The organism is Parasphingorhabdus cellanae (assembly GCF_017498565.1).
GTDB lineage: Bacteria > Pseudomonadota > Alphaproteobacteria > Sphingomonadales > Sphingomonadaceae > Parasphingorhabdus > Parasphingorhabdus cellanae.
The window spans coordinates 1,191,755-1,218,644 of the sequence record NZ_CP071794.1; the positions used below are offsets into that span (position 1 = coordinate 1,191,755).

Sequence of the window (26,890 nt, forward strand, 5' to 3'; positions counted from 1 at the left end):
ATCATGACCACATCTAAAGCCGATCATGCCCTTATTGAAAAAGAACTGGACGACCTCATTCCGACTCTAAGTCTGAAAGAGAAAGTCGCGATGATGTCGGGAAAGGATTTTTACAAATATTATTTCACTATCGATAATCGGCAATTCGGTGTGCGCGCTTATAATGCAGGCGGCGGCTGCGAGCAGCTTGACTTGGCGCCGCTCAGCTATGCAGACGGGCCGCGAGGCGTGCGTATGCCTGACGGCACGACCTGTTTCCCCGTATCGATGGCGCGCGGCGCGAGTTGGGATGTCGATCTGGAACGACGGATAGGTGTGGCCATGGGTGTCGAAGCCCGGGCTCTTGGACTGACACTGCTGAGCAACGTGTGCATAAATCTATTGCGACACCCGGCTTGGGGTCGGTCGCAAGAGACTTATAGCGAAGACCCCTATCATCTCGGCGAAATGGGCGCTGCCTTGGCAGAGGGCACGCAGTCGCAAAATGTCATGGCTACCGTCAAACATTTTGCCCTTAACAGTATTGAAAACGCACGGTTCAAAGTCGACGTGACGGTAAATGAACGAGTGCTACGCGAAGTTTATCTCCCCCATTTCAAGCGGGTGGTGGACGCAGGGTGCGCGACAGTGATGTCTGCCTATAATCAGGTCAATGGTCACTATTGCGCGCATAATGAGCATTTGTTGCGCGACATTCTGAAAAGGGAATGGGGTTTCGAAGGCTTTGTTCATTCCGATTGGGTAAAGGGCGTCTATGGCGCTGATGCTGCGGAAGCCGGACTCGATATCGAAAATCCCGAACCTACTTTTTTCGGTGAGGATCTGGTTTACGCGGTAAAAAGCGGCGAAACAGACGAGTCTGTTGTTGACGAAGCGGTTCGCCGTATCTTGCGCATGCAGCTCAGATTTTCCCGGGCGACCGATCCGCAAAGCTATTCCAAGAACGACATAGGCTGTTCGGCACATGCAGAGCTGGCACAGGAAGCCGCCGAGAAAAGCATGGTGCTGTTAAAAAATGACGATGCGCTTCCGCTCGCCAGAGATGGCTCTCGAATAGCCGTGCTTGGCAAGCTAGCGGACAAGATCAACTTAGGTGATCATGGCTCATCGAACGTTACGCCGCCCTATGCGATCACACCTTTTGCCGGCATTGAAAAACATGTTGCAAAGGACGTCGATCTGCAATCTGACTTCACTGGCGACCCGGCCAGTTCGGCAACTCTCGCGGCCAATAGCGATGTCGCCATAGTGGTCGTCGGCTATACCTATTTTGATGAAGGCGAATTTATTCCCGGAGATGTTGCCCTGGAGGAGGTCAAAAACGAGGAAGAAGCGCATCGCGGCGGCGATCGCAATTCACTGCGGCTTCCGCCTGCAGATGTTGAGCTCATTCGTTCCGTTGCCGAAACGGAAACAAAGATGATCGTCTGCGTGATGGGCGGCGGTGCCATCATGATGGATGAGTGGTCCGAGCTGGCCGATGCGATCCTTATGATCTGGTATCCTGGTATGGAAGGCGGGACTGCTTTGGCACGAATCCTGTTCGGGGATGTCTCGCCTTCGGGGAAATTACCTTTTGCCATTCCGGCCGACGAGAGCGATTTGCCTTTCTTCGACAAGCATGCCGATGACATTAGCTACGGGATGTATCACGGCTACACATTGTTTGACCGAAACGACATCACTCCGGCACTGCCATTTGGCTTTGGCCTGTCTTACACAAAATTTACTTATGGAGAACCGTCAATTGAAAGGACGGGAGAACAGGTTCATATTCGGGTCGAGATAACGAATAGCGGGGCCATGACAGGCGCCGAGATCGCTCAATTATATGTCGGCTTCGAGAACAGCAAGATTGACCGGCCAAAGAAACTGCTGCGCGGCTTCGAACGACTGGAACTGGCTCCAGGAGAAAGCGCAATTGCCGCATTCACGCTCGATCGCACGGCATTTACCCATTATGATGAGGAGACGAACAACTGGCGCCTCGATCCAGTGCCGTTTGATATATTTGTCGGTTCATCCTCAACCGCATTGACAAGCTGTCCCGCTCAATTGATCTGGCCTGAATAGCGCTCTTGGTGCTTTCGGGTTGGATGTCCTCAATCGGCCATCGAAACAACGGGTAATTCGACCGACCCAACATAAACAGTCTGTTTTGCTATTTTGGGTTCAGCTTGCGCACTCCATAATCCGCTCCGATTAAAGTGGGCCGCAAAAGCAGGCGCGTTTGATGACGATATGTCGAGCCGAATCCGACTTCCGGCGGTTAGCGTCCAGTCAATCGGCGTCATCCGAAAGTTGAGACCAACACGGTCGCCAGGTTGATATTCCGTTTCAAGCGCATCTCCGTCCCGAGCGGACAAAGCCAGAATATCATCCCGGATGTTCAAGATTCGCCCGTCCTCAAATATTTCAGAGATCCGAACGAAAAAAGCTGTGTCCTGAGCATTGCTCGATACCTCCAGATCTGTGAACACGGGACCGGCTAGTCGCTGGGCTTTCTCAAATGGCACGGAAATAAAGGACAAAACGTCATCGCGCTCGCAGACTGTGGTTCCTTGCGAAGCCACTGCGGGCGGCGCAACCGAGGCATTAAGCATATAGGCACCGCCCACTGTTGGCGCAGGAGACGCGGGATCATATGTGAATGTTGCTGCGGGATGACCGGGAATCACTTTATCTCCAGTCACAAGAATTCCGCCACAACGGGATGCTTTGTCCAGCCGCGAAAGCTGCAATGTTGTCGGCTGACTTACCGGCGGCCAAGCTGACGATTTTGCCCAACGATCAACGCCGTTGCGATAGTAAAGAACGCCCGGGGACAAATAGTCCGGCAGCGGTTTTCCGCGCAGATGGTGGTCAAGCCAACCCAGCGCAGAACGAAAATATTGCGCGGATGTATCCTCAACCCTCAGATCCCCCGTCTGTCCGGCATGTTCGCCAGGTTGGATGAGAAGGGTACTTTGCGCTCGCGTTGGTAGCTCGGCAAAGCGTTCGAGCGTGCCTTCAAGGAAAAAATCATGCCACCCGGCAACCCAAAGGACAGGAACGTCAATGCTACGATGCGCCCTTCGCAATTGCTTGTATTCCGCGCGTTGCCAATAGCTGTCGCTTCGGAGCGGATGGCTGATAAAATGGCGATAAGCAGGCCACGCAGCACCAAAAAGCGTGGAATCGACATTCAGAGCCGGCCGCGCTGGCACGACTTGGTTTTGCCAGATATTAACCGCATCATCACGCTTGCTGGCTGGCATGAACAACTCGGTTGACCATAGCCCTGTCACGCCTTGCGCAAAATGACCCCCCCGATAGACAATATCATATACATCACCATGCCCCAGCATCGGGATGATCGTTTTTACCTCCGGCGGCAAACGATCTACGACGGCCCATTGAGACACCGCGAGATAGGAAAACCCGATCATCGCGATGTTGCCGTTCTGCCAATCCTGATCGACCAGCCAGTCCAGCGCCGCCTTGCCATCTTTCGCTTCGTTGACAAAGGGATGCCACTGCCCTTCGGAAGCGAACCTGCCGCGGACATCCTGATGGACACAGGCATAGCCGTAACGCACTAAAGGGTGACAGAAGAGATGCTTGTTGAAGCTGTACGCATCGCGGACCAGCACTGTTGGCCATGGCCCTTCCCCCTCCGGCAGAAAGACTTCGGTCTGAAGCATCACGCCGTCGTCCATTTTCACTCGGTAGTCGAACGTGCGCCCCGCTTCATGAGTATAGGCAGGCTTATCGCCCAGATAAGGCGCAACGCCCTGCTCCACCAAATGTTCGAGGATAGCAGAGCCAAAAACAAGCAACATCACAGTGAATGCAGCCACAAAAATAGCAGTCCATTTAGCGATTGTACGCCAAGCCATATCGCCTTCTCCCTGAACAACGGCGCACATTGAAAGGGAGCAGATTAGCCAAGTAATAGAGGACGTCAATATTATTAATCCAATTGGACGCATTGACCTGATCAGTGACTCGCTCTAACTTGATGATATTGAGATTGGCACAAGTTTCCGGACAATCGGTAGCCTTAGCGTTTTTCAATTCGGGGATTAATGAACAGATGAACAAAACAAAGATTGCAGCTATGGAACCGTCCGATCCAAACACAGACAGCCTCAATCACCGTGTGCCTGTGCAGGCGCGATCAAAGCAAAAACGCTCCGAAATCTTGCATCAAGCGCGCATCATCTTCGCCGAACGAGGATGTGATGCGGCCAATGTCCGCGACATCGCTGCTGCGGCAAAGACCACCCACTCCATGATCCGATATCATTTCGGTACAAAGGATCAGCTTTGGCGTGAATCGGTCAGGGACATGTTCGAACTTTTGGATGAAGCGCTAGCGCTGGATGATCAGTCATCTGCCACTTTAAGCGGGCTAGAAGGGTTCAAGGCCTATTTGCAACGCTACATCCGCTATAGCGCCGCGCATCCGGAGCACGCCAGAATCATGATCATGGAGTCTGTGCGCGGTGGTGACAGATTGGACTGGATTGTCGAAACGTTCATTCGTCCGCTTCATGAGAATCTGAGTGAACGGTTTGAAACAAGTGGTGGCATACAAGGCATGCCCGACATGCATCCTATCTCATTCGTATATATTCTGACTGCCGCCTGTCAGATGCCCTTCGTTCTCGCTCAGGAGGCAAAGGCACTTTACGGGATCAATACTTTGGAAGATGAGATGGTCGAAACGCATATCGAATCTGTAATGAACCTCTTTTTTCAAGATCGCGCCATCAGTTAAAATTGCCGTGCAGCACTTGGAAAATGGGTTTGCGAGCTTGCCGACACAAGCCTAATGGTTGACGCATGAAGCAACGCTCTACGGAAAGCACACGGGTTCGTTTGATTGAAGCGGCAATGATTCTATTCGCCCGCAACGGTCTTGATGGCGTCTCCCTGCGGGCTGTAAACCAAGCGGCCAAAGCCAAGAATTCTGGGGCTACCCACTATCATTTTAAAAACCGGCTTGGACTGATCCGCGCTATGGTCGAGCATATCAACACCGCGACGCCAGAAGAGGTTGAGCTAATAGTCGGCGGCTTACCGATTAACGGCGATAAACAGCTAGAAGCAATCGCCCGTTTTTTCGGTCCCGTGCTGGTCGTACGTTACGCTCGGCCTAAAGGAGAAGAAAGCCTCGGATTTCTATCCCAGCTACTGCAGAGCGATGATCCCGATATTCAGGATATCTGGGAACAGGTTTTTGGCAACAGTGACGATATAAATCCCCAGTTGATTTTTGACGCTTTTCCAGATCAAGATCCAACCAGCGTCAAACGCCGTCTGATTTATTCAACGCTGAACATTGTGCACGGACTGGCTAATGACAGTGGGCTGCATCGAACCATGTTTGGTGATCTGTCAATGGCCGACGGCCCAGAGGCGCTGGTCGACCTGCTGAAATATATCAGGGGCGGACTAGGCAACTGATTGTTTTGCCTGCTTTTCCTTCGTAACGGCTTCTGTCAACTCCGCGCGCTGGCGAAACTGCATGACACCATCGTCAAGCTTGCCAAAACGCAGCTGCCTGATGTCGAGCGCATAGTTCTGGGCAAGTTTCCAGGGCCAGCGGGAACCTTGTTTGGGTAGAAAGTGGCTCGCTCTCTGAACATAGCCGGACGTGAAGTTGATGGCATTTTCGCGGTCCATGTTCGGGTCGTTCAGCATTGGCGCACATTCAACATATTGCCTCTTGTCCATATAGGTCATGAGCCTGCCAATATATTCAGAGACCAGATCCGCTTTTAAGGTCCATGACGAGTTAGTATAGCCTGTTGTAACCGCAAGATTTGGGACTCCTCCAAACATCATGCCTTTGTAGGTCATCAAATCACCGGACACGATCGGTTTGCCATCCCGCGAGAGTTTCGCACCACCGAAAACATTGAGTTTCAGCCCAGTTGCCAGCACGATAATATCAGCATGCAACATTTCGCCCGATGCCAGCATAATACCGTCCTCGGTAAAGTGAGCGATATGGTCGCTGACCACCGACGCGCGTTTCTCCCTTATTGCTGTGAACAAGTCTCCATCTGGCACCACGCAAACGCGCTGATCCCAGGGGTCGTAAGACGGTGTGAAATGCTGCGTCACAATTTCACGCGGCAAATGCTTTCTCATTTCCTTAAGCAAAAACTTTTTCGCCCGTTCGGGATAGCGCCGCGCCAAGCGATAGGAGACCAGATTCGCAAGCACATTTCGCCAGCGTGTCAGCGCATAAGCGAGCTTTCCCGGAAGCCATTTACGGAGACGATTTGCAAAAGCGTCCTTTGCTTCCAGTTTGACGACGTAAGACGGTGTGCGTTGGAGCATGACGACATGGCCAGCCGTTTCAGCCATCGCAGGGACTACAGTAATTGCGGTTGCGCCCGAGCCGATCACAACGACCCGTTTCCCTGCATAATCCAGGTCTTGCGGCCAGAATTGTTGATGAACAATTTGCCCCTTGAACTTATCTTGACCATCAAAGCTTGGCGTATGGCCTTCGTCATAGTCATAATAGCCTGAGCATAAATGCAAAAAATTGCAGGTCCAAGTTTCAGTCTGTGACGTTATCCCGTTCTGGATGGCGAGAGTCCAGATTGCGCGAGCGCTGTCATAATCCGCTGAGAGCACTGATCGATGAAAGGCGATCTGCTCACGCAGCGCCAGTTCATCTACAGTCTCATGCAGATAGGCCATAATATCGGGGCCGTCAGCAATCGCTTTTGCGCCCACCCACGGTTTGAATGCGAAGCCAAGAGTATGCATATCGCTGTCGGACCGGATACCAGGATATTTGAACAAATCCCATGTTCCGCCGATGTCAGCGCGTCGTTCCAATATTGCAAATGACCGATGCGGGCTGCGCTTTTGAAGATAATGAGCCGCGCTTATCCCGGATAAGCCCGCGCCGACAATCAGATTGTCAAAATGTTTGGTGTTTTCCATGACTGGACTCTCCAATAATTTTATGGATCACACATCTCCAAGGCCATCCGCCCCTGAATGTGTCGTGTCATGATTTCGCAAACAGGTTCCCCAGTTTTCCGGCCAAAACCATATTGCCCTTCACGGCTAACTTGCCGGTCATAACGGCGCGAATACCATCGACTTCGCCCTTCATGATTCCAGCAAAAGTTTCAGCAGAACAAACCATTGTTGCGTCTGCAGGGTCATCAGCAGAGGTAATGCTGGCGGGCGCCGATGTCCCATCGAAATATATCGTGCCTGAATCCCCCATATCGACTTTGATTGTTCCGCCGATGGTTGCATCCTCGATAAGATGCGGCTTGATGCTGGCAATGATCTGGTCGGCCACTTCACTCATTTTTATCTCCTAAGGTTGGTACAGGCGATCGCGTTTACAGTCAGACAATATCGCCGCGTGGAGAGGCCTCATAACCGGGTCAATTTCAAAAGTAAATCATTTGATTTAATATTAGATGAGACAGTTTTTACGGCTAACTTCCCAAAACAAGAAGATCTCAAAAGAAGTTCGAGACAGGCCCCGACGATAGACGCCAAGTATAATCGTGTCATATGAGGTTGGGGATATGGTTACTGGAACCGCACAAACTTGCTACAGTTAGACAAAAGGGTGCAAGTACCGCGCCGCGCCGGGCGCTTGCTTAATGCTGCGGGAATTTTTTAGGCCACCCATCCTTCGGATCGGTTCTTATCCTGAAAATTGGTGGAGCCTAGCGGGATCGAACCGCTGACCTCTTCGCTGCCAGCGAAGCGCTCTCCCAGCTGAGCTAAGGCCCCTTATGCGGCGCGTTTAGTCCAAGCGCGCCGCTTATTGCAAGTCCCAATTGAGACTCGCGGCAATCAAACCTAAGTTTCGGCGTTATCGTCGTCGTCGCCTTTGCCTTTGGTGACACCCAAATCATCATCGCCGCCGAGATCGACTTCATTATCTGGTGAAGGCTCATCATCGTCGATGTTCACGTCCAAATCATCGTCCGCCACTTCGTCTTCTTTTTTGGCGTCTTTCTTCGGCGCTTCTTCAAACGGCATAGGCTGTTTGGATTTCAAGCCTGGTTCGGGCGTCCATGTTTCACCGCATTCGATGCAATTGACCGGGTCTTCTTTACCCAAATCGTAAAAACGTGTTCCGCATTTTGGGCAGGTTCTCTTCGTGCCCCATTCTGGCTTCACCATGGCTGGTTCCAAATCCTTATTTGTCAGTAATATATAACGACCGCTCGCAAGATTTACGGAATCGATCAATCAATTTTGCCGCGCCTTGCCATAGCTTAGCCGCGCTGTCAAAAGCCGTTTCACATCCTAAAACGAATCATGCGCGATTCAAACGCGTGCGACCGCATGAAAAGCCTGTAAATGACCAGCAAACCAAAAGATCAAACGACAAGTGGTGCTAAGCCGGCGTCTTTCGCACCGGTCGGCCCTTTGACCGGTCAAATAACCGTACCGGGCGACAAATCCATTTCCCACCGCTCGCTGATTCTCTCTGCCCTCGCCATTGGCAAGAGCGAGATTACTGGCTTGCTGGAAGGGGAAGATGTGCTGGCCACCGCCGCTGCGCTGCGCGCAATGGGTGCAAAAATCGAGAAGAAGGATACCGTCTGGACGGTGCATGGCGTTGGTGTTGGCGGATTGTTGCAACCGGAAACCGCGATTGACTTGGGTAATAGCGGAACGTCCGTACGCCTTCTTATGGGGCTGGTTGCTTCGCATGATATTAGCGTCACTTTTACGGGTGACGCGAGCCTCTCCAAACGTCCGATGGGCCGTGTGATAGACCCGCTTTCGCAAATGGGAGTTAATTTTACGGCGCGAACCTCTGTGGACGGCAAGGCTTGCCTACCACTAACCGTACGCGGGCTTTGCCCAGCGGTGCCTCTGGAATATCGCCTGCCGGTGGCATCCGCACAAGTTAAATCAGCAATCCTGCTCGCTGGACTAAATACGCCGGGTGTCACACGCGTGATCGAACCAGTGCTTACCCGTGATCACAGCGAAACCATGCTTAAAGGCTTTGGCGCAGACCTCACGGTCGAAACGAACAAGGAAGGCAGCCGGATCATTTCGCTGATAGGTGAAGCCGAGTTGTCACCGCAAAAGATCAAGGTGCCTGGGGATCCATCCTCCGCAGCCTTTCCGATCGTAGCGGCCTTGCTGGTCCCCGGTTCGGATATTGTGGTCGAGAATGTCGGCATTAATCCAACCCGCGCCGGCCTGTTCAACATATTGCAGCAAATGGGCGGCAATATCAGCTTCAAGAAAAAACGTGCCGTTGGCGGAGAGCCAGTTGCCGATATTCATGTGAAGCACAGCAAACTAACCGGTATTGATGTCCCGGCGGATATCGCGCCCAGCATGATTGATGAATTTCCGATCCTGTTCATTGCCTCTGCACTGGCAGACGGAACAACAACGACCAGCGGACTACATGAACTGCGCGTCAAGGAATCTGATCGATTGCACCAGATGGCCACAGGGCTCGGTCTGTTGGGCGTGGACGTGACCGAGAAGGAAGACGGTTTGGTCATCACTGGAAGCGGCGGTGAACCATTAACTGGTGGCAAGAAAATAAAACCCATTGAAACAGCTCTTGATCACCGGATCGCGATGAGTTTCGCGGTGGCCGGGCTGGCGACCGCTTCAGGCCTGACAATAGATGATATTACGCCTGCCGAAACAAGCTTTCCTGGCTTTGCCGATCTCATGAAAGAGCTGGCATCCTGATGCTGGGTGATTTCTCCGCCAATGTGATCGGCATATTGGGCAGCATATTGATTGTCTCGGCTTATGCATACAATGTCTATGCCCAGGACGTGAACCCATTTGTCTATAACGGCATGAACCTGATCGGGGCACTTTTGCTCACGGTTTCGCTATTGGTGCATTTCAATCTCGCGTCTTTGCTACTTGAAATTGTCTGGATCGCTATTGCCGTCGGCGGCTTGTGGAAAGCCTATCAGGGGCAAACGGAGCAGCGGCCATGATTATCGCCGTCGATGGTCCCACCGCCTCTGGCAAAGGCACGATCTCCAAGGAATTGGCGAAGCATTTCAACCTACCCTTTCTCGATACAGGCCTGCTCTATCGCGCGGTCGGTTGGACATTGCGAGAGCAACGCGGAAATGCGGATAATCCGGAACACGCGCTCCGGGCTTGTACATTCGATGGCGCATTGCTGAACGAACCAGGCCTGCGCAGCGAAGCAGTCGGCGGCCTCGCAAGCCGTGTCTCGGTTCATCCCGAGGTACGCAGCGCGCTCGACAAGCGCCAGAAAGACTTTGCCTATCAGTCGGCGGGCGCTGTTCTGGATGGCCGCGATATCGGAACGGTCATCGCGCCAGATGCTGACGTAAAGCTGTTCGTCACCGCTTCATCAGAAGCGCGTGCCGTTCGCCGTTTCGAAGAAATGAAGCGCCGCGGGGAAAAGGTGAACTTCGATGATATCCTCGCCGATATCCTGAAACGCGACGAACGCGACCGCAGCCGTGTCACCGCACCGCTTAAACCCGCGGGAGATGCGGACTTGCTTGATACGACCGATTTGACTATAGGCGACGCCATTCAACAGGCAATTGCCTTGGTGAATGCGAAGATAAGCCGCCGGCGCGACAAAGATCCGGCATAGCAAAAAAGCAATGTGCAAGACGGAACGGTGAACAACCGCTCTGGCTTTGGCGCAGCTTTTTCTATTTCTGGCCAAACCTTCCATTCGCCGGATTTGGTAGTTTTCTGTGTGATATGGCTGTCACATGCGGTGGCGGTCATGTTTTGGTCCAAGACCAGCGGAACCAACCGCTTGGCCCGAAAAAATATCTGTTAAGGAACTCTTATATGGCCTCTACGGCATTTCCCAGTCGCGACGATTTCGCGGCACTATTAAACGAATCAATTGGCGGTGAAGATCAAGGCTTTGAAGGCCGCGTGGTTAAAGGCACCGTTGTCGGCATCGAAAATGACATGGCTGTCATCGATGTAGGATTGAAATCAGAAGGCCGTGTGGCGCTGCGCGAATTCGCCGCTCCCGGTCAAAAAGCCGAACTCAATGTTGGCGATGAAGTCGAAGTTTATGTCGACCGGATCGAAAATGTGAACGGCGAAGCCATGCTGTCCCGCGACCGCGCCCGCCGCGAAGCCAGCTGGGACAAGCTTGAAAAAGAATATGACGAAGGCAACCGGGTTGACGGTATTATCTTCGGACGCGTCAAAGGCGGCTTCACGGTTGATCTTGACGGCGCCGTAGCCTTCCTGCCCGGCAGCCAGGTTGATGTCCGCCCCGTGCGCGACGTGACCCCGCTGATGGACATTTCACAGCCTTTCCAGATCCTCAAAATGGACCGCAAGCGTGGCAATATTGTAGTATCTCGCCGCGCCATCCTCGAAGAGACCCGCGCTGAACAGCGTTCGGGTCTGATCGAATCGCTGGCTGAAGGCCAAGTAACCGAAGGTGTTGTGAAAAACATCACCGATTATGGTGCGTTTGTTGACCTGGGCGGCATTGATGGCCTGCTCCACGTCACCGATCTCAGCTACAAGCGGGTTAATCATCCAAACGAGATGATCAACATCGGCGATACGCTGAAAGTTCAGATCATCAAGATCAACAAAGACACGCAGCGTATCTCGCTCGGCATGAAACAGCTTGAGAGCGATCCTTGGGATGCTGCTTCCGAGAAATATGCCGTTGGCACGAAACTGACCGGTTCGGTTACCAACATCACCGAATATGGTGCTTTCGTTGAGCTCGAAGCCGGCATTGAAGGCCTTGTCCACGTTTCCGAAATGAGCTGGACCAAGAAAAACGTACATCCTGGCAAAATCGTCTCCACCTCTCAGGAAGTGGATGTGATCGTTCTGGAAGTCGATACCGAGAAACGCCGTATTTCGCTGGGTCTCAAACAGGCTCAGTCCAACCCATGGACCGACTTTGCCGATACGCATCCTGTCGGCAGCACGGTTGAAGGCGAAGTCAAGAACGCGACCGAATTCGGTCTATTCATCGGTCTGGAAGGCGACGTGGACGGAATGGTTCACATGTCTGACATCGCGTGGGGCATTTCCGGCGAAGACGCACTCAACCTCCACCACAAGGGTGAACAGGTAAAAGCGATCGTTCTCGACATTGATGTAGAGAAAGAGCGGATTTCCCTCGGCATGAAGCAGCTTGAAAAAGGTGCTCCTGCGGTTGGCGGAACCGACACAGGCGGTCTCAAGAAAGGGTCTGTTACCACCGTTACCGTGCTTGAAGTTCGCGATGGCGGTCTTGAAGTGCAAGTCGGCGACGATGGCGCAACTGGCTTCATTAAACGGACCGACCTCGGCCGCGACCGTGATGAGCAACGCCCTGACCGTTTCCAGGTTGGCCAGAAAGTTGATGCTATGGTTATCGGTTTCGATCGTTCCAAAAAGCCAAACTTCTCGATCAAAGCCCATCAGCTCGCTGAGGAGAAACAGGCTGTCGAACAGTTTGGCTCTACCGATTCGGGAGCAAGCCTCGGCGACATTCTTGGCGAAGCGCTCAAGAAGAAGGACGACTAAAACCTACAGGCAAAAGCCCGATATGGTTTCAAGAAAAAGCCCGCTCTCGGAAACGAGGCGGGCTTTTTCATTTGCTACTGACTAGGATGCGGCCAATGCGTCCCGGTTCAAGACGTATTACAATGTAAAATCCAAAGCCCATTGAAAACATGTAAATTTTCTGTCAGTATCACTTAATATCGCGCTGCAGATCAAACGCATATGCACAACGCGAACAGCTTAAATTCCGTGGTCGCCCCACGATCGGAAAGGCACGCTCATGATACGTTCTGAATTGCTCGAAAAACTGGCCGAAGAAAATCCCGATCTGAAACCAGACGAGATTGAGAAGATTGTTGACTTGTTTTTCAATCAGATAAGCCAAAAATTGGCTGAAGGTGGACGTGTTGAATTGCGTGGTTTTGGCGCTTTCTCGACCCGCGAACGAAAGCCGCGCATTGGTCGCAACCCGCGCACTGGGGAGTCAGTCGACGTCCCGGCCAAACGCGTTCCCTATTTCAAACCGGGCAAAGAAATTCGCGAGCAGCTCAACAAGAACTGACCATATGTCCGAAACTGTCAAATCATTGACAGCTCATCAAAAAATATCAAATTAGGCATCTCAGGCCTTGACCTGCTACGCGCAATGATGCTTGTCGCATATTCCAACGCAAGTTGGATCTACCGGTGCGGACGTGGCGAAATGGTAGACGCAGCAGACTTAAAATCTGCTATCCGAAATGGGTGTGCGGGTTCGAGTCCCGCCGTCCGCACCAGTTTTAAATTTATATCAAGGATATGGTGCGCCCGACAGGAATCGAACCTGTGGCCCCCAGATTAGGAATCTGATGCTCTATCCGACTGAGCTACGGGCGCGTGGCAGCTTTTTAGCCGCTGCATCATTGATAGACCAGCGTCAATTTTGTGATTCCGGGGGATTAACTGGAAGCGGTAGCGGCATTATCTCCACACCTTCTTCCTCCAATTCAGCAACGTCATCCTTAGAGGCCGTACCGTGGATCGGACTCGCATCTTTTTCGCCATAGTGAATCGCTCTGGCCTGTTCAGAAAAATCTGCCCCGACCCATTTTGATTTTTCGAGTATCTTCGCTTGGGCTTTCGCTAACTTACCGACCAATTCGCTATATTCGGGAGAAATTTCCGTCGCATTGCTTATTGGCTGTTTATTCTCGGTTTCACCCGATACATCCATTTGATTCGCTGAAGACGTGGCGGCGCTGGAACGCTGATTCGCTTTTATGCCAACATTAGGTGCCATCACCGCTTTTTCGATGGCGGCGCTGCCGCAGATCGGACAATCAATCAGGCCAGCTCGCAGTTGGTCTTCATAATCACGCGAAGAACCAAACCAGCCTTCAAACAGATGCTCGCCATCGCGGCAGATAAGATCAAATACTATCATGAAGAAGCTTTTGGGGAGGTAAATGAGCGGCGATTAGAGATTGCTGGAATACGATTCCGTATCTCACCAATATCAGCCAAGTCTATGTCGCAAAACCCAACACCGGGATTGGATCCCATGTCGAGCAAGGCGTGTCCCCACGGACTGATCACCATGGAATGGCCATAAGTTGCCCGACCATCTTGATGCAAACCTGATTGCGCCGCTGCGACTACAAAAACGCCTGCCTCAATGGCACGAGCCCGCAACAATATCTCCCAATGGGCTTTGCCAGTGGGGACGGTAAAAGCAGCTGGTATTGAGAGAATATCCGCACCTGCATCAGTCAAAGCTGCATAGAGCGTAGGAAACCTGAGATCATAGCAAATGGAGAGACCGATGGTCGCGTTACCAACGGGCGCAACAATCGCTTCGGATCCGCCCTGATAGGCAGCGGATTCGCGCCATGTCTCACCAGTATCTAGATCAACATCGAACAGGTGGATTTTATCGTAGCGCGCGCTGATCTGTCCAGCTGGGTCGATCAGGAATGATCGGTTAACCCATTTGGCCTCATCATCTGCATCAAGCCTTATGGCCAGTGAACCAATCGCGACCCATATTTTTTTGCGGGCAGCAGAATCACGGGCTTCCTGAAGAACCAAATCATCCTGTTCTTGGCGTATGTTCGATTTCGCACGGCCTCGGTCACGATCGACCAAGCCCGTCATTTCAGGCGTAAACAGGATTTCAGCTCCCTGCCCTGCGGCCTCATTTATATGATTACGTAACGATAATGCATTGGCAGCGGGATCTATGCTGCTGCACATCTGGGCCAAGGCAATACGACTGGGCAATTATCCGGCCAAGAGCGCGTCCAATTTTCCAGCATCATTTAAAGATGCAAGATCATCAGAACCGCCAATATGGTGATCGTTGATAAATATCTGCGGTACTGTTGTCCTTCCTCCAGCCCGTTGAATCATCTCCTCACGCTTAGGCCCACCCATAGTGATGTCGGTTTCCTCAAAAGCCGCACCCTTTTCTTTCAGCAATGCTTTTGCCCGAAAACAATATCCACAAGTGAATTTGGTGTAAATTTCAACTTTAGCCATTAAAAATTCCAATGTTACCCGGTTGCCTTGCAGATGGTCCCGATCAGATGATAAATCAACTCCGCTAGCTCAAGTTCCTCACTTTAGTCAGGCCTTATCGTAATCTGTCAAAACTCTCGCCCAACAGAAAACCAGTACTTTCGCGGCGCCAGATTTTTTCAGCAATTTGGCACATGCATTGGCTGTCGATCCTGTCGTATAGACGTCATCGACCAGAATGATTGTTTTTCCTGCGATACTGCCTACCATTTTTGGTGATATCCAAAATGCGCGATTGACGATGGTACGGCGTTTTTTCACGGACATCGACCGCAATGGCGGCGTGGCGTTTTTGCGGGTGAGAATGTCGCTGGTCATATCTAGACCGCTTTGTTTTGAAAGCGCCCGCCCAATCAGCACCGATTGATTATAACCGCGCGACCAAAGACGCCAGCGATGCAAGGGCACGGGAACTATAAGAGCATCGGCCGGTACTTCATGCAGAAATCGAACCATATGTTGCCCGATTAGTTCGGCCAACCCAAGACGCGCTCCATATTTCAACCGCATGGGCAATAAACTGCTTTTATCGTCATAGGCCGCCACAGATCGCACGCCGTCATGCTCCGGTCGTTCTTTCAAACAAGACGCGCACTGCGCATCCTTTCCTTGAGCAAAAGCAAATGGTTTGCCGCATGATGAGCACCAAGGCTCATCCAAGAAATCCAAATCTTGCCAGCACGACAAACAAAACCGATTATCGGCCTCAACGGTGACGCCGCATATCGGGCAACGCGGCGGCAGTGCGAATTCAACGGCCGTTTTTAGTAGAGTCGACAAAAACCTCATTAGCTCTTGTCGCCCGTTCTTCCGGAAGGCACAAGACCATATGGAAAATCCAGATGAACCCAAGGAGTTATTTGATCGCGCGCGCCGCCGCCGCTTTCGTGACCGTGCTTTTTTTCGCACCCGAGGGAATGATTTTATAGGTCAAATTATGTCCGAAGAAATATTGGGCAGGCTCTCTCTGATAAAGCGCGACTTTAAAAAATGCTTGGTGATTGGGCAGTCCGGGCATGCACTGCGGCTCGCATTAGAAGATGCCGACATTGAGACAATAGTTGCCGATTCCGGCTTTGCTTCAGTGGCCGCAGCACATGGCATTCAATGTGACGAAGATCGCTTGCCTTTTGCTGATCATAGCTTTGACCTTGTCATTAATATGGGAACGCTAGACAGTGTAAACGATCTCCCCGGAGCTTTGGCATTAACCCGGCGGATTTTAAAACCAGACGGGCTGCTGCTGGCCGCATTCATCGGGGCAGAGAGCTTGACCACTCTGAAATCTCTGTTGATGCAAGCTGAAGGTGATCGTGTTGTGTCCCATGTACACCCCCAAATTGACATACGAACAGTCGGCGATCTTGTCTCCCGTGTTGGCTTGGCTTTACCGGTTGTAGACAGCGATGGCTTTGATCTGCGCTACCGGGAATTTGACAAGCTGATCAAAGATGTCAGGGATATCGGCGGCGGTAATATACTAAATGATAACATTCGCCCTCTCTCACGAACCGTTTATGAGCAGGCCAAGGCAATGTTTCAAAACCAAGCTGATGCAACGGGAAAGACAACCGAACATATGGAGCTAATTTATCTATGCGGATGGGCCCCTCATCCTGAACAACCGGTTCCTGCGCGCCGTGGTAGTGGTCAGGTGTCGCTTAAAACAGCACTCAACAAACCGGCGACCGATTCATAACGCCACCAACAACTGTTCAACCAGCGGCTGATCGGCAGGTGGCATATCCAGATGCTTCAATTCCTGAACAGGAAGCCACTGCATGGCTGCGGCTTCCAAATTTACAGCCTGACCTGTCCACTCATGGCACGTGTAGAGGAGGAGGAGGAGATGTTTGCTACCAAGGGGCTCGCTGGCAAATGCCACCGGGCTTAAAGCTTTCGTTTTAACGACCAGCCCCAGCTCTTCGTCAAGTTCACGAATAAGTGCATCTTCTGGAGTTTCACCAGCTTCTACCTTTCCGCCAGGAAATTCCCACAGACCAGCCATTGGCTTTCCTTCCGGTCGCTGCTGAACCAGAATATTGTTCTTTTGATCAACCAGAGCAGCGGCGACCACAAACAGGTATGTCGGATTATTTTCCACTTTTTTTTGCGATGTAAGGATTTTGTTAATCCCTTTCTGTGAAAAAAGCCCTGTTCGCAACTTAGCAGAACCTTAGAAGTGTTGAAGGGGGATATAATGAGTTTTTTTAAAAAGTTATATCGTTCTGAACAGGGGGCGACGGCAGTAGAATACGGTTTGATTTTGGCGCTCATCGCAATTGCTACAATTGTAGCAATTAGCAATGTGGCAAATACAACCGGTAATATGTGGAATGACGTTGCCGATGAGGTTGTCACCAATTCCTAAGCCGCCGTTGCACGTTAAACATTCTTAAAGGTTTCTAGCATAGTGTGTTGAATATCGGCCCTGAATTTGGGTTTGATTGGGTAAGTGAAGTTTGTCAAATATAGGAGACCAGACATGAAACTCGTACGTAAAATGTTTAAGAACGAAGAAGGCGCGACCGCCATTGAATATGGTTTGATTGCTGCTTTGATTGCTGTTGCAGCTATTGTTGCAATGGGTCAGCTGGGTAACACACTCGGCAACACTTTCAACGAAGTGAATGACGAAATGGCTGGTTAATCTTCGGATTAATCTAGAAATTTGGACGGCAGCCTGCAAAGGCTGCCGTCTTTTTTTGTGCCAATGACAATTGGCCGCAAATCAATAGGTAACGATCTTTACCTTTTGGCCGACACGAAGACCGTCATTGGAACGCAAGCGATTTAAGACCAAGAACCGGTCCTTCGAATAGCTGGTATAAGCCATTTTGCGTGATAGACTATCGATTGTATCCCCACTTCTTACTGTTACCACATCAATTTTGCGTGGTTTGATGGCAGCAGCTTCAGCTGATGTCAGTCGTTTGACGCTGTCATACATCGGCGTAAAGACTGAGGCACGGCCAGCTGGTGCCAAAGTTGCAAAATGAAAAGCGCTGGATTTTGAAAATTCATAGGCAAATATTGTCACATCGATCTGACCGCTTTTGCCATTTACCCGTCCAATTGCATAAGATGCAGGTAAACCATTGACAGTTGTTCGCTGAATATCTCCATAGGAAATAGCCTGGCCCTGCCCCGACAGCTGCCGAAAAGCAGAATCAATATAGCTTGCCATATTGCCGTTATAAGCTGCCGTGGTAAACTGCCCTTGTCCCGCAGAACCGCTTATTGTGACCGCTCGAGCACCATTTTGCATTTTGAAGCCATTGGGTACCGCAAATTTCAATCGCAAGTCAGGATGCAGAAAGTCATTACCTTGAATAACGCCTTGCTTCGGATCATCCCCATACATGACGCCATCTACGTTGGCCAAAAACGCATCGCGATTGCGCTTTCCACTTGAAACGCCCAATTTTTGAGCATTTCTTGCAGCACGTGAGACACGCTGCGCAGGATCAGGGTGGGTGCTGGCCCATTCCGGTACCGAGCGAGCATCTCGGCCAGCGGCACGCGCATCAATAGCCGATTGTGCAGCCAGTGACTCCAGCATTGTCGACAAAGCCTGGGGATCATAACCAGCAGATGCGAGATATCGGATGCCGAGGTCGTCGGCCTCATATTCCTGTTTCCTAGAATATCTTAGGGTAAGCAGCTGACTGCCAGTTCCGAAGACTTCTTGCCCCAGCTTACCCAACGCAGAGTCACCCAATAAAATGGCGGCTCCGATTTGGCCCAAAGCGCCCAAAATACTGTTCCGTTGCGCAGCTTTCTGGCGCTTCTGGCCATGACGAGCAGCAACATGACCCACTTCGTGACCAAGAACGCCGGCCATTTCAGCTTCGTCATTCATCAATGCCATAAGTTGACGAGTAAGATAAACATATCCGCCGGGAATCGCGAAAGCGTTGTTCACCGGACTGTTGAGCAAGGTAACGGTAAAGTCGCTACGAGCATCGCCCAGTCCAGATTGCACGGCAATATCCTGACCGACGCGAACGACATAAGCGGTTTGAGGGCCGGAATAAATGCCTCCAAATTCCTGTAATAGTTGCGGATGTGCCTCTGAACCTTTTTTCTTGTCTTCGGCTGAAATCGATCTTGCTGGTCCCCCTTGCGCGGAGGCCCCGTTGCTGGCGGACTCAACCGACCCCGCATCAGCACCAGTACCACCGCAAGCTGTCAATGACAGTATCGCAACGGTAGACAGAATTGTTTTGCTATTCATTTTCATCGGACTCTCCTCCTGCATGTTATATATCACACCGCCATCTAGCGGAAGGGCAGCCCGTGTAAAACCGCGTCACCACGACGGAACGAATGCACCAACAGTGATTTTCAATATAACCGTTGCAGGTTCAAAGGGTTCCGATTTTCAGAAATTTTTCGCGGCGCATCGCTCTCAACTCTCTGCGGTCCAGAGCAGTTAAGTCCTCGATTTCTTCGGCTATGGCCTTTCCCAAATTGGCGATACACAAACCAGTGTCCCGGTGCGCGCCGCCGATCGGCTCTTTTACTATCCGATCAATAACACCCAGTTTTTTCAGGTTTTGCGCAGTAATTTTCATCGCATCTGCCGCGATGTCAGCCTTGTCGCCGGTGCGCCATAAGATCGACGCGCAGCCTTCTGGCGAAATGACCGAATAAACCGCATGTTCCAACATCAATACGCGTTCTGCCGCAGCCAGTGCTACTGCGCCGCCGGAACCGCCTTCGCCGACAATAACAGCAACCATTGGTACACCCAATGACAGGCATTTTTCTGTCGAACGTGCGATGGCTTCGGCTTGCCCGCGTTCTTCTGCTGAAACGCCGGGAAATGCACCTGATGTGTCGACCAAAGTCACAACCGGCAAAGAAAACCGATCCGCTATATCCATCAGTCTTATAGCTTTTCGATACCCTTCCGGTTTTCCCATGCCAAAATTGTGACGCAATCGACTTTCAGTATCGTCGCCCTTTTCATGACCAATAACGATCAAACGTTGGCCACCCATTTTCGCAAAACCGCCGAGAATTGCCTGATCATCGCCAAAATTGCGGTCGCCACCAAGTGGAATGAATTCGTCAAATAAACCAGCGACAAAATCCTTAAAATGCGGACGCTCTGGATGGCGAGCCACCTGTGTCTTTTGCCAGGGCGTCAAGTTCGAATATGTATCGCGAAGCATTTTTGCTGATTTGGTCTGCAGTTTCGTGATTTCGGACTCGATGTCGAGAGAACCCTCATCCGCTGTCTCACGAAGTTCAATGATCCGCGATTCAAGTGCTGCAATGGGTTTTTCAAAATCAAGAAAAGATGTCATCTTATTCGGTTAGAACCGCTAGACAAAAACGTCAACGCGAGAGATCATGACGACCGAGAGGGTGCCGGCTGTTTACAAGCTCGACTAGGCGAGCGCTGTCCACATGTGTGTATATCTGAGTTGTACTGATATCGCTGTGGCCCAACAACGTTTGCAATGCCCGAAGATCAGCGCCCCCTTCCAATAAATGCGTGGCGAACGCATGGCGCAGAACATGGGGACTTAGCTTCGTTGGATTAATGTCTGATTTGACTGCGAGATCCTTGATAATCTGAAACAATCTTATCCGGCTGAGATGACCTGCCCGTGATGGGAACAGATATTTTTCATCTGGCTCGACATATGCAGTCCATCTCTTGACGGCGTGGCGCGCACGATCAGAAATCGGAACCAGTCGTTCCTTTCCGCCTTTGCCGTTGATGATCAAGAATGGGCGATCCGCCATCGCAGATTTACGCGGTAACGATACTAGTTCACTGGCCCTGAGACCGGAACCATATAGCAGTTCGACAAGAGCCGCCAGCCGCACATCTTTTGGTAGAACCTTAGCGGATTCCAACGCGGATTCGATCGTCTCGAAAAGTCTCGCAATTTCTTCATGAGACAAAATTTTTGGCAGCGAACGCTGTCCTGCGGGGCGCGGAAGTCCATTGGAGGGATCGTCCTGACGGAAACCTTCCTCGACCAGAAAACCAAAAAACCGGCGCAAAGACGAAGACTTGCGGGAAACGCTATTATTTTTCAAATCACTCCAAGCGCTGATAATATCCTGCAATCCGTCTCGATCTACGTCCCAAAGCGAACCCCTTTTTATACCTGATGCTTGTTCAAGATCGGATCGATAGGCTGACAATGTATTGGGAGAAGCGCCACTTTCTGCCGCCATCATCTCTAGGAAACGTTCAATATAGGCGGGGTCACTACTCGTCATATTTCAAAGATAGCGATGGCCATACACAATGGGAAGTCCAGCGTGATCGAGTGATTGTTATATCCGTGTCAAAGCTTCGGCAGCGATCATCCGGGCTTCCGGTTCCATGCCTACCTGTTTCAACGAGCGGGTGATGTAAAACAAATGGAGGGGCGACATCGCGTTCCAGCCTCGTCCTTGCATACCAACGGCCGTTAACAGAGCGACGGTGCCAGCTTGCCCGCGCCGCGCTGCGGACTGGATCGCTCTGGTCCACTTAGTGCTACCGTCGAGATCAAATTCTAGATCGTTGGCAAGACTCTCGATCGTTGCGGAATCTGCACGACCCAGTCCTGCAACCGAAGCCAGCAAGAATTTACTCCTCAACTGGTCAGCGCTTTCATCATTATCTGCAAATTCGTCAAGCGCAGCACTGTCGATTGTAACGGCTGGCTCTGGTGCCCCTACGGCCAGCAAAGCCCAACCATTGCTACCAGATGCAACCTGCGTGGACCAACGTGCGGCATTCCTGTCCAGGCCGGCCGACAGCATTGATGCAATCAAGTCTGCACTACCGTCATCCACATTTGCCGATGCTGGGATTCTAGCGGCCGCGCGTGCGGTCAATATTTTAGCCGAATAGGAGGTCAATGCTCCATTTGAACGCGTCCACAAGGTACGCATCGCCTCAAGCCGTCCGATCGCAGTCGGATTTGTATATGCTTGCCTTAGAGTTGAGGCCCGTGCCTTTAAATCATCACTCGCTTCTGGGTCATCGTAGGTCGCGGCATATAGATCAACCATCGCCCTATTCGACAAAGTTCCGATTGCCGCCGCTGTATCTGAAGCCGTCATCCTCGAATCGCGCGAGAGCATCGGTGCCCGCGCCCGCCAACCCTGAACATGCCGACCGGCTTGCTCATATAGTCGGTCCGGCGGCTCAACGCCGGTGGCAGCACCTAAGCCGAAGCGCCAGTTATTAAAAAACTCAATGTCGTCCCACTTAATGGTAACCGCACGGCGGCCCTGAAAACCAGCGCCCACCGTTTTTTCAGCGAGCAGATAGTCGATACCAGTTGCGACTTTTTTCCGTTGCGCTTCGTTTAAAAGCGCCGATGCACGGCTTTGTTCACCGGAAAAAGAAGCGCAAATGGGGCGAAACATGATCCAAGTCGGCGCATCGCTGACATTGGCTCCGCCCTGAATATAGGGGCAGATTCCCGCCGGGTCAGCGGTTGCCAAATGCGCTTGCATGGCGACTTCATATAATCGCGGCGTAAAATTCCCGCCATCAACCTTTAGCACGAGTGAACGAGCAGCATCCGCTTCACCCATTAGCAAGAGTCGCCATGCACGCTCGGCAACCCAGTCCGCTGGATTTACATTTTCCGGACTGTTCACTTTGCTCAACAGGGTCCGGCGAAGCAAAATGGACGCCCAGCGAGATATTATCGGTCCGTTCAGATTTTCGATAAGATTGGTCAGATATTGACCGCCTTCTTCCCCAAAACCATCCGGTGCAATGCCGCCTGCCTCCTCAGTCAATACACCAATTTGCGCCAGCGAGCGGCGGGCACTTGTCGGCAGATAATATTGCGGTTGCAGAGCATCATCGAGTTCGCTCAAATCACTATTTTCATCTAAGTCCAAAATAGATGAAGGCGAACCGCTAGCAACACCTGTCACAGAATCAGGGTCACTAACAACAGGACCGATAGCAGGAGCGGGTGTTGGACGGCTGTTAACCGGGCCAGGTGCCGGTGTTGGAGCTGGTGTTGGGGCCGGGCTAGGCGCTGGTGTCGGCGCGGGTTGAGGGTCTCCGAAACCAGGCGGCAACAGAGACTCTGGCGAGCTTTGGCCCAAAACGGGCAAGGACAGTGCCAGAGCGGCAACACCAGCTGTGGCGAGAGAAATATGTTTCAAGTGAGAGCGCATGACTTAGTTCGGCTCTTCTAAAACAACAGGCTTTTCAAAAGGTTTCAGGTCCTGCTCCACATCCATGGAAGCCAAGAAAAACATCGCGCCAATGACGACAATCAGAAAGACAATCAGAAAAACCAAGTTCCGCGGCATCTTTGTTCTACTAACTCTCTTTTTACCAAATTTACAACTGCAAGCGCATTGGGTTTTGCACTCGTTCGCTTCCTATGTATAGCCTTTGCCTCAATGGACAAAAACATGAAAGACCCTTTTGACCGATCCACCGAAGAATCCGGTGGGGAGTGTGGTATATTAATCGACAAACCACTGGTTTTGATCGGTTTAATGGGCGTCGGCAAGACAACTGTCGGGCGTCGGCTTGCGAAAAGGCTGAATTTGCCCTTTATTGATGCCGACGAGGAAATTGAAAAAGCAGCCGATCTCAAGATCGCCGAAATTTTTGACCGATTTGGCGAGGACTATTTTCGCGATGGAGAGCGGCGAGTCATCGCGCGCCTTATCGACGATGGTCGGCAGATAATAGCCACGGGCGGCGGCGCGTTTATGAACGAAGAAACGAGAAAGCTTATATTGTCCAAAGCAACGGCAATATGGCTCGATGCGGATATTGATATTCTAGTCAGTCGCGTGGCCCGGCGCGATACACGACCTTTACTCAAAAATGGCGATCCAGAAACGATCCTGCGCGATCTCGCCGCCAAGAGAAATCCCGTATATGCGTTGGCCCACCTCCATGTCACCGGTAATGATGCCCCGCATGAATTGACCGTCGACAACATCGTGAAAGCCCTGCGCAAATGACTCGAATACCTGTCGATCTTGCTGGCAATGGGTATGATATCCTTGTGGAATCGGGCGCGTTAAATACCATCGCAGATCACCTCGAACCTCATCTCAAAAATAATCGAGCGTTCGTGATAACGGACTCGAATGTTGCGGCCAAATGGCTGGAACCATTGCAGATGAATTTGCAGAATTCCGGGATTAAAGTGATCAGTCATGTTCTGCCTGCCGGCGAACAAACCAAAAGCTGGAAAGTGCTTGAGCAATTGACCGATTGGTTATTGGATAATGGCACCGAACGATCTGACACACTGATTGCTTTAGGCGGTGGCGTCATTGGTGATCTTACTGGTTTTACTGCCTCAATCCTGAAACGCGGTTGTCGGTTTATCCAGATCCCTACCAGCCTGCTCGCGCAAGTTGACAGCAGCGTCGGCGGGAAAACCGCTATTAACAGCCGTGCTGGCAAGAACCTGATCGGTCGTTTCAACCAACCGCAATTTGTCCTCATTGATCCGCTGGTGCTTGGCACATTGTCTGACCGGGAATTACGCGCTGGCTATGCGGAAGTTGTCAAATATGGCTTGATCAACAATGCGCCTTTTTTCGACTGGTGCGAGGAAAATGGCTCCGCCTTGTTAAATCGCGACCCCGAGGCTTTGAGCTATGCCATAAGCCAAAGCGTCCAAGCCAAAGCCGGAATCGTTGCGGATGACGAGAAGGAACTCAGCGGCCGCCGCGCGTTACTCAATCTGGGTCATACATTCGGCCATGCGCTAGAAGCTGAAACCGGTTACTCGAGCAAACTGGTTCATGGCGAGGGCGTGGCAGCAGGTATGGCATTGGCCTTTCATTATTCTGAAAGGCGTGGTCATTGTGGTGCAGCCGATGCGCGCCGTGTAGCCGCTCATTTGAAAGATTCAGGACTACCATACAGCTTGAAAAGCGCTTCGATCGATGCTTCGGGTGAGCAGTTGGTTCAACATATGCTGCATGACAAGAAGATGACCGCGGGGAACCTGCCCTTTCTGTTGGCCAATGGCATCGGACAGACTTTTCTTGCGGATGACGTTGAATTGAAGGACGTCGCCATGTTTCTCGATCAGGCTGAATAGGGTTAGTCTCTAATCCCCCTTATTTGAATCGCCAAGGCCAAAACCAATATGTTTTCCAGCAAGCATATCGCCAGCAGCGCGCTGTGCCTCCAGGCGATCGCAGTCCATCTGCCTGAATTCCCTATCAACCTCATCAATTAGCGATTCATCAACGTCGATCGCCATCATCGCCTGACGAGCCAGATGGATGGCAGATTCGAAAACTTCCCGCTTCGCCCCGGCGATACCCGCTTTTTTAACCTCCAGCAGATGAACGCGATCATAGGCGCGAACAAACAGCTTTGCTTTAGGGAAGGACATTGCAATCATTTCCAAAGCCTCCGCAGTCAAGCCTGTGCCATCCATGCAGAAGACAATTGCGGCGCATTGGTCACCGCCCGCGCCGCGCAAAAGATCTACACGAGTTCCATCACCATAGAAAACCTTGCGGCCAAATTTCTGACTCACGTCAATTTGCTGCGGCTTGATGTCAATGATCGTCACGGGAACATGTGCGCCGCTGAGCATCTGGGCCACAGTCTGTCCAAAACGGCCGTGACCAACAACAATGACAGATGACTCTTCCGCAAGCGAAGGATCATCAAGATCGACTTCACCTTCTGTACGGGCCACATTGAAACGTTCGACGATCAACATCAATAAGGGTGTTGTTGCCATGGAAACCGTAATCACAGCGCCAAAAAGGCTACTGGCTTCCGGTTGGATCAGCAGCGCTTGCTCAGCCTCAGCAAACAAGACAAAACCAAATTCTCCGCCCTGGCTAAGCAGCATGCCCATGCCCAGCGCAGGCAGCGTATCCATTCCGAACAATTTACCCAGACAGAATATGATGAGAATTTTTGTGGCGACCAGCGCAATGGCGGCACCGAACACAAATGCTGTATTTTCCGCAATTACATCGACATCTAGCATCATGCCGACGGCCAGAAAGAACAACCCCAAAAGCAAAGATCGGAAGGGATCAATATCCGCCTCCAATTCGTGGCGATAGGGGGAATTGGCGAGCATCACACCAGCGATAAACGCGCCAAGCGCAGGTGACAGACCGATCAATTCCATCAAAGCGGCACTGCCGAACACGGCTACCAGTCCTGCGACTATGAAGAGTTCACGCTCGGCAATCTTCCCTATGAGCTCTAACACAGGCTGTAGCACGTATCGTCCAGCCAATATCAAACCACCGATTGCAGCAACGCCAAGTATAGCGGTCATCCAACCAGACAGCGCTCCCGGCTCATCGGGTGCTCTCGACAAAACTCCAACAATGGTCAGGAGCGGAATGATCGACAAATCCTGAAACAACAGGATCGAAAATGCTTTCTCTCCGGTTGGTGTGTTGAGCCGCCCTGAGGATTGGAGCATTGGCAGCACCTGTGCCGTAGATGACAGCGCGAGCGGCAGGCCAATTGCAATCGCGGCGGCGAAGGTGAAATTTGTTGTCGCCATGATCAGCAGGAACAGCGCCAATCCACAGAATGCAACTTGACTCATTCCCAGTCCGAATATCGCTTGGCGTAACCGCATAAGACGGGCGGGTGCCAGTTCCAGTCCAACGAGAAACAGGAGCAAAATGATCCCTATCTCGGAAAATTCGAGAATGGTCTCACCCTCGCTAATCAGGCCAAATCCTTGGGGACCAATAAGGATGCCAGCGATCAGATATCCGAGAACCGCCCCGATACCGAATTTGCGGAAGAGGAGTACCAATATCAAAGCAGCCCCGAGCATGATGAAACCGCCCAGCAGCAGATCACCCATATGTGCTTCCG

27 protein-coding genes, 3 tRNA genes and 1 pseudogene are annotated in these 26,890 nt (G+C 51.6%); 14 read left to right on the forward strand and 17 right to left on the reverse strand.

What is annotated here, in order from left to right; all coding sequences use genetic code 11:
- Positions 1–3: 3 nt before the first annotated feature.
- Positions 4–2,073 carry a beta-glucosidase family protein gene (locus tag J4G78_RS05880; RefSeq protein ID WP_207989296.1) on the forward strand — a complete coding sequence of 690 codons (2,070 nt, stop codon included), beginning with the start codon at positions 4–6 and terminating at the stop codon, positions 2,071–2,073.
- A 29-nt stretch (positions 2,074–2,102) separates the two neighbouring features.
- Here the strand turns inward: J4G78_RS05880 and J4G78_RS05885 are convergent, their stop codons facing one another.
- Positions 2,103–3,878, reverse strand: a complete 1,776-nt coding sequence (locus J4G78_RS05885) for a CocE/NonD family hydrolase (protein WP_207989298.1) — start codon at positions 3,876–3,878, stop codon at positions 2,103–2,105.
- A gap of 197 nt (positions 3,879–4,075) precedes the next feature.
- On the opposite strand from J4G78_RS05885, the gene J4G78_RS05890 reads away from it, so the two are divergent.
- The gene (locus tag J4G78_RS05890) at positions 4,076–4,762 is read left to right on the forward strand and encodes a TetR/AcrR family transcriptional regulator (RefSeq protein WP_207989299.1); all 687 of its coding nucleotides are present in this window, start codon (positions 4,076–4,078) and stop codon (positions 4,760–4,762) included.
- Between the two features lie 65 nt (positions 4,763–4,827).
- A complete protein-coding gene (locus J4G78_RS05895) occupies positions 4,828–5,451 on the forward strand; it encodes a TetR/AcrR family transcriptional regulator (protein ID WP_207989301.1) in 624 nt (207 codons plus the stop codon).
- Here the strand turns inward: J4G78_RS05895 and J4G78_RS05900 are convergent.
- From J4G78_RS05900 to J4G78_RS05915, 4 genes are all read right to left on the reverse strand, one after another.
- Positions 5,440–6,951: a flavin-containing monooxygenase gene (locus J4G78_RS05900; RefSeq protein ID WP_207989303.1), complete on the reverse strand. Its 1,512-nt coding sequence runs from the start codon at positions 6,949–6,951 to the stop codon at positions 5,440–5,442. The genes J4G78_RS05895 and J4G78_RS05900 overlap by 12 nt on opposite strands.
- 67 nt (positions 6,952–7,018) lie before the next feature.
- A complete protein-coding gene (locus J4G78_RS05905; protein ID WP_207989305.1) occupies positions 7,019–7,330 on the reverse strand; it encodes an SCP2 sterol-binding domain-containing protein in 312 nt (103 codons plus the stop codon).
- 361 nt (positions 7,331–7,691) lie between these two features.
- Positions 7,692–7,767 (reverse strand) — tRNA-Ala (locus tag J4G78_RS05910).
- A 69-nt stretch (positions 7,768–7,836) separates the two neighbouring features.
- Entirely contained in the window at positions 7,837–8,163 is a 327-nt protein-coding gene (locus tag J4G78_RS05915) for a TIGR02300 family protein (RefSeq protein ID WP_207990462.1), read from the reverse strand.
- 180 nt (positions 8,164–8,343) lie between these two features.
- Here J4G78_RS05915 and aroA point away from each other — a divergent pair, with 180 nt between their 5' ends.
- The 6 genes from aroA to J4G78_RS05945 all read left to right on the forward strand — a co-directional run bounded on the left by aroA (position 8,344) and on the right by J4G78_RS05945 (position 13,277).
- Positions 8,344–9,711 carry a 3-phosphoshikimate 1-carboxyvinyltransferase gene (gene aroA / locus J4G78_RS05920; RefSeq protein ID WP_207989307.1) on the forward strand — a complete coding sequence of 456 codons (1,368 nt, stop codon included), beginning with the start codon at positions 8,344–8,346 and terminating at the stop codon, positions 9,709–9,711.
- Positions 9,711–9,971, forward strand: a complete 261-nt coding sequence (locus tag J4G78_RS05925) for a CBU_0592 family membrane protein (RefSeq protein WP_207989309.1) — start codon at positions 9,711–9,713, stop codon at positions 9,969–9,971. Before aroA ends, J4G78_RS05925 begins: the two co-directional genes overlap by 1 nt.
- On the forward strand, positions 9,968–10,612 hold the full coding sequence (locus J4G78_RS05930) for a (d)CMP kinase (protein WP_207989310.1): 645 nt from the start codon (positions 9,968–9,970) through the stop codon (positions 10,610–10,612). The genes J4G78_RS05925 and J4G78_RS05930 overlap by 4 nt, the downstream gene beginning before the upstream one ends.
- A 206-nt stretch (positions 10,613–10,818) precedes the next feature.
- Complete coding sequence (gene rpsA / locus J4G78_RS05935; RefSeq protein ID WP_207989312.1) at positions 10,819–12,522, forward strand: 30S ribosomal protein S1; 1,704 nt, start codon at positions 10,819–10,821, stop codon at positions 12,520–12,522.
- A 259-nt stretch (positions 12,523–12,781) separates the two neighbouring features.
- Positions 12,782–13,063: an integration host factor subunit beta gene (locus J4G78_RS05940; protein WP_207989313.1), complete on the forward strand. Its 282-nt coding sequence runs from the start codon at positions 12,782–12,784 to the stop codon at positions 13,061–13,063.
- Between the two features lie 127 nt (positions 13,064–13,190).
- Positions 13,191–13,277, forward strand: a tRNA-Leu gene (locus tag J4G78_RS05945).
- 23 nt (positions 13,278–13,300) lie between these two features.
- Here J4G78_RS05945 and J4G78_RS05950 read toward each other — a convergent pair.
- The 6 genes and pseudogenes from J4G78_RS05950 to J4G78_RS18100 all read right to left on the reverse strand — a co-directional run.
- Positions 13,301–13,377: transfer RNA gene (locus tag J4G78_RS05950), tRNA-Arg, on the reverse strand.
- A gap of 40 nt (positions 13,378–13,417) precedes the next feature.
- Positions 13,418–13,924 (reverse strand): DUF1178 family protein, encoded by a 507-nt coding sequence (locus J4G78_RS05955; protein WP_207989315.1) that lies wholly within the window; start codon positions 13,922–13,924, stop codon positions 13,418–13,420.
- Positions 13,921–14,760 (reverse strand): carbon-nitrogen hydrolase family protein, encoded by an 840-nt coding sequence (locus tag J4G78_RS05960; protein WP_259371351.1) that lies wholly within the window; start codon positions 14,758–14,760, stop codon positions 13,921–13,923. Before J4G78_RS05960 ends, J4G78_RS05955 begins: the two co-directional genes overlap by 4 nt.
- Positions 14,761–15,018, reverse strand: a complete 258-nt coding sequence (gene grxC / locus J4G78_RS05965) for a glutaredoxin 3 (protein WP_207989317.1) — start codon at positions 15,016–15,018, stop codon at positions 14,761–14,763.
- A gap of 87 nt (positions 15,019–15,105) precedes the next feature.
- A complete protein-coding gene (locus tag J4G78_RS05970; RefSeq protein WP_243457298.1) occupies positions 15,106–15,639 on the reverse strand; it encodes a ComF family protein in 534 nt (177 codons plus the stop codon).
- A gap of 57 nt (positions 15,640–15,696) precedes the next feature.
- Positions 15,697–15,846: pseudogene (locus J4G78_RS18100) on the reverse strand (double zinc ribbon domain-containing protein); the annotation flags it as partial.
- 40 nt (positions 15,847–15,886) lie between these two features.
- Between J4G78_RS18100 and J4G78_RS05975 the strand changes: the two are divergent.
- Positions 15,887–16,756, forward strand: a complete 870-nt coding sequence (locus J4G78_RS05975) for a methyltransferase domain-containing protein (RefSeq protein WP_207990466.1) — start codon at positions 15,887–15,889, stop codon at positions 16,754–16,756.
- Here the strand turns inward: J4G78_RS05975 and J4G78_RS05980 are convergent.
- A complete protein-coding gene (locus J4G78_RS05980) occupies positions 16,751–17,140 on the reverse strand; it encodes a (deoxy)nucleoside triphosphate pyrophosphohydrolase (RefSeq protein WP_207990467.1) in 390 nt (129 codons plus the stop codon). The two genes, J4G78_RS05975 and J4G78_RS05980, sit on opposite strands and share 6 nt — an antisense overlap.
- 117 nt (positions 17,141–17,257) lie before the next feature.
- Here J4G78_RS05980 and J4G78_RS05985 point away from each other — a divergent pair, with 117 nt between their 5' ends.
- Entirely contained in the window at positions 17,258–17,428 is a 171-nt protein-coding gene (locus J4G78_RS05985; protein WP_207989321.1) for a Flp family type IVb pilin, read from the forward strand.
- Between the two features lie 114 nt (positions 17,429–17,542).
- Positions 17,543–17,707, forward strand: coding sequence for a Flp family type IVb pilin (locus tag J4G78_RS05990; RefSeq protein WP_207989323.1), 165 nt, complete (start codon positions 17,543–17,545; stop codon positions 17,705–17,707).
- Positions 17,708–17,788: 81 nt separating this feature from the next.
- Here J4G78_RS05990 and J4G78_RS05995 read toward each other — a convergent pair whose 3' ends face one another.
- The 4 genes from J4G78_RS05995 to J4G78_RS18335 all read right to left on the reverse strand — a co-directional run bounded on the left by J4G78_RS05995 (position 17,789) and on the right by J4G78_RS18335 (position 23,205).
- Positions 17,789–19,294 (reverse strand): M48 family metalloprotease, encoded by a 1,506-nt coding sequence (locus J4G78_RS05995; RefSeq protein ID WP_207990469.1) that lies wholly within the window; start codon positions 19,292–19,294, stop codon positions 17,789–17,791.
- 130 nt (positions 19,295–19,424) lie between these two features.
- Positions 19,425–20,372 (reverse strand): acetyl-CoA carboxylase carboxyltransferase subunit alpha, encoded by a 948-nt coding sequence (locus J4G78_RS06000; protein ID WP_207989324.1) that lies wholly within the window; start codon positions 20,370–20,372, stop codon positions 19,425–19,427.
- 31 nt (positions 20,373–20,403) lie between these two features.
- A complete protein-coding gene (locus J4G78_RS06005) occupies positions 20,404–21,303 on the reverse strand; it encodes a tyrosine recombinase (protein ID WP_207989325.1) in 900 nt (299 codons plus the stop codon).
- A gap of 57 nt (positions 21,304–21,360) precedes the next feature.
- Complete coding sequence (locus J4G78_RS18335; protein WP_310737253.1) at positions 21,361–23,205, reverse strand: hypothetical protein; 1,845 nt, start codon at positions 23,203–23,205, stop codon at positions 21,361–21,363.
- Positions 23,206–23,460: 255 nt separating this feature from the next.
- Here J4G78_RS18335 and J4G78_RS06015 point away from each other — a divergent pair, with 255 nt between their 5' ends.
- Together J4G78_RS06015 and aroB are read left to right on the forward strand one after the other, a co-directional pair.
- Positions 23,461–24,024: a shikimate kinase gene (locus tag J4G78_RS06015; RefSeq protein ID WP_243457246.1), complete on the forward strand. Its 564-nt coding sequence runs from the start codon at positions 23,461–23,463 to the stop codon at positions 24,022–24,024.
- Positions 24,021–25,121, forward strand: coding sequence for a 3-dehydroquinate synthase (aroB, locus tag J4G78_RS06020; RefSeq protein WP_207989328.1), 1,101 nt, complete (start codon positions 24,021–24,023; stop codon positions 25,119–25,121). Before J4G78_RS06015 ends, aroB begins: the two co-directional genes overlap by 4 nt.
- A 9-nt stretch (positions 25,122–25,130) precedes the next feature.
- On the opposite strand, the gene J4G78_RS06025 is transcribed toward aroB, so the two are convergent.
- A complete protein-coding gene (locus J4G78_RS06025; protein WP_243457247.1) occupies positions 25,131–26,879 on the reverse strand; it encodes a monovalent cation:proton antiporter-2 (CPA2) family protein in 1,749 nt (582 codons plus the stop codon).
- Positions 26,880–26,890: the final 11 nt, after the last annotated feature.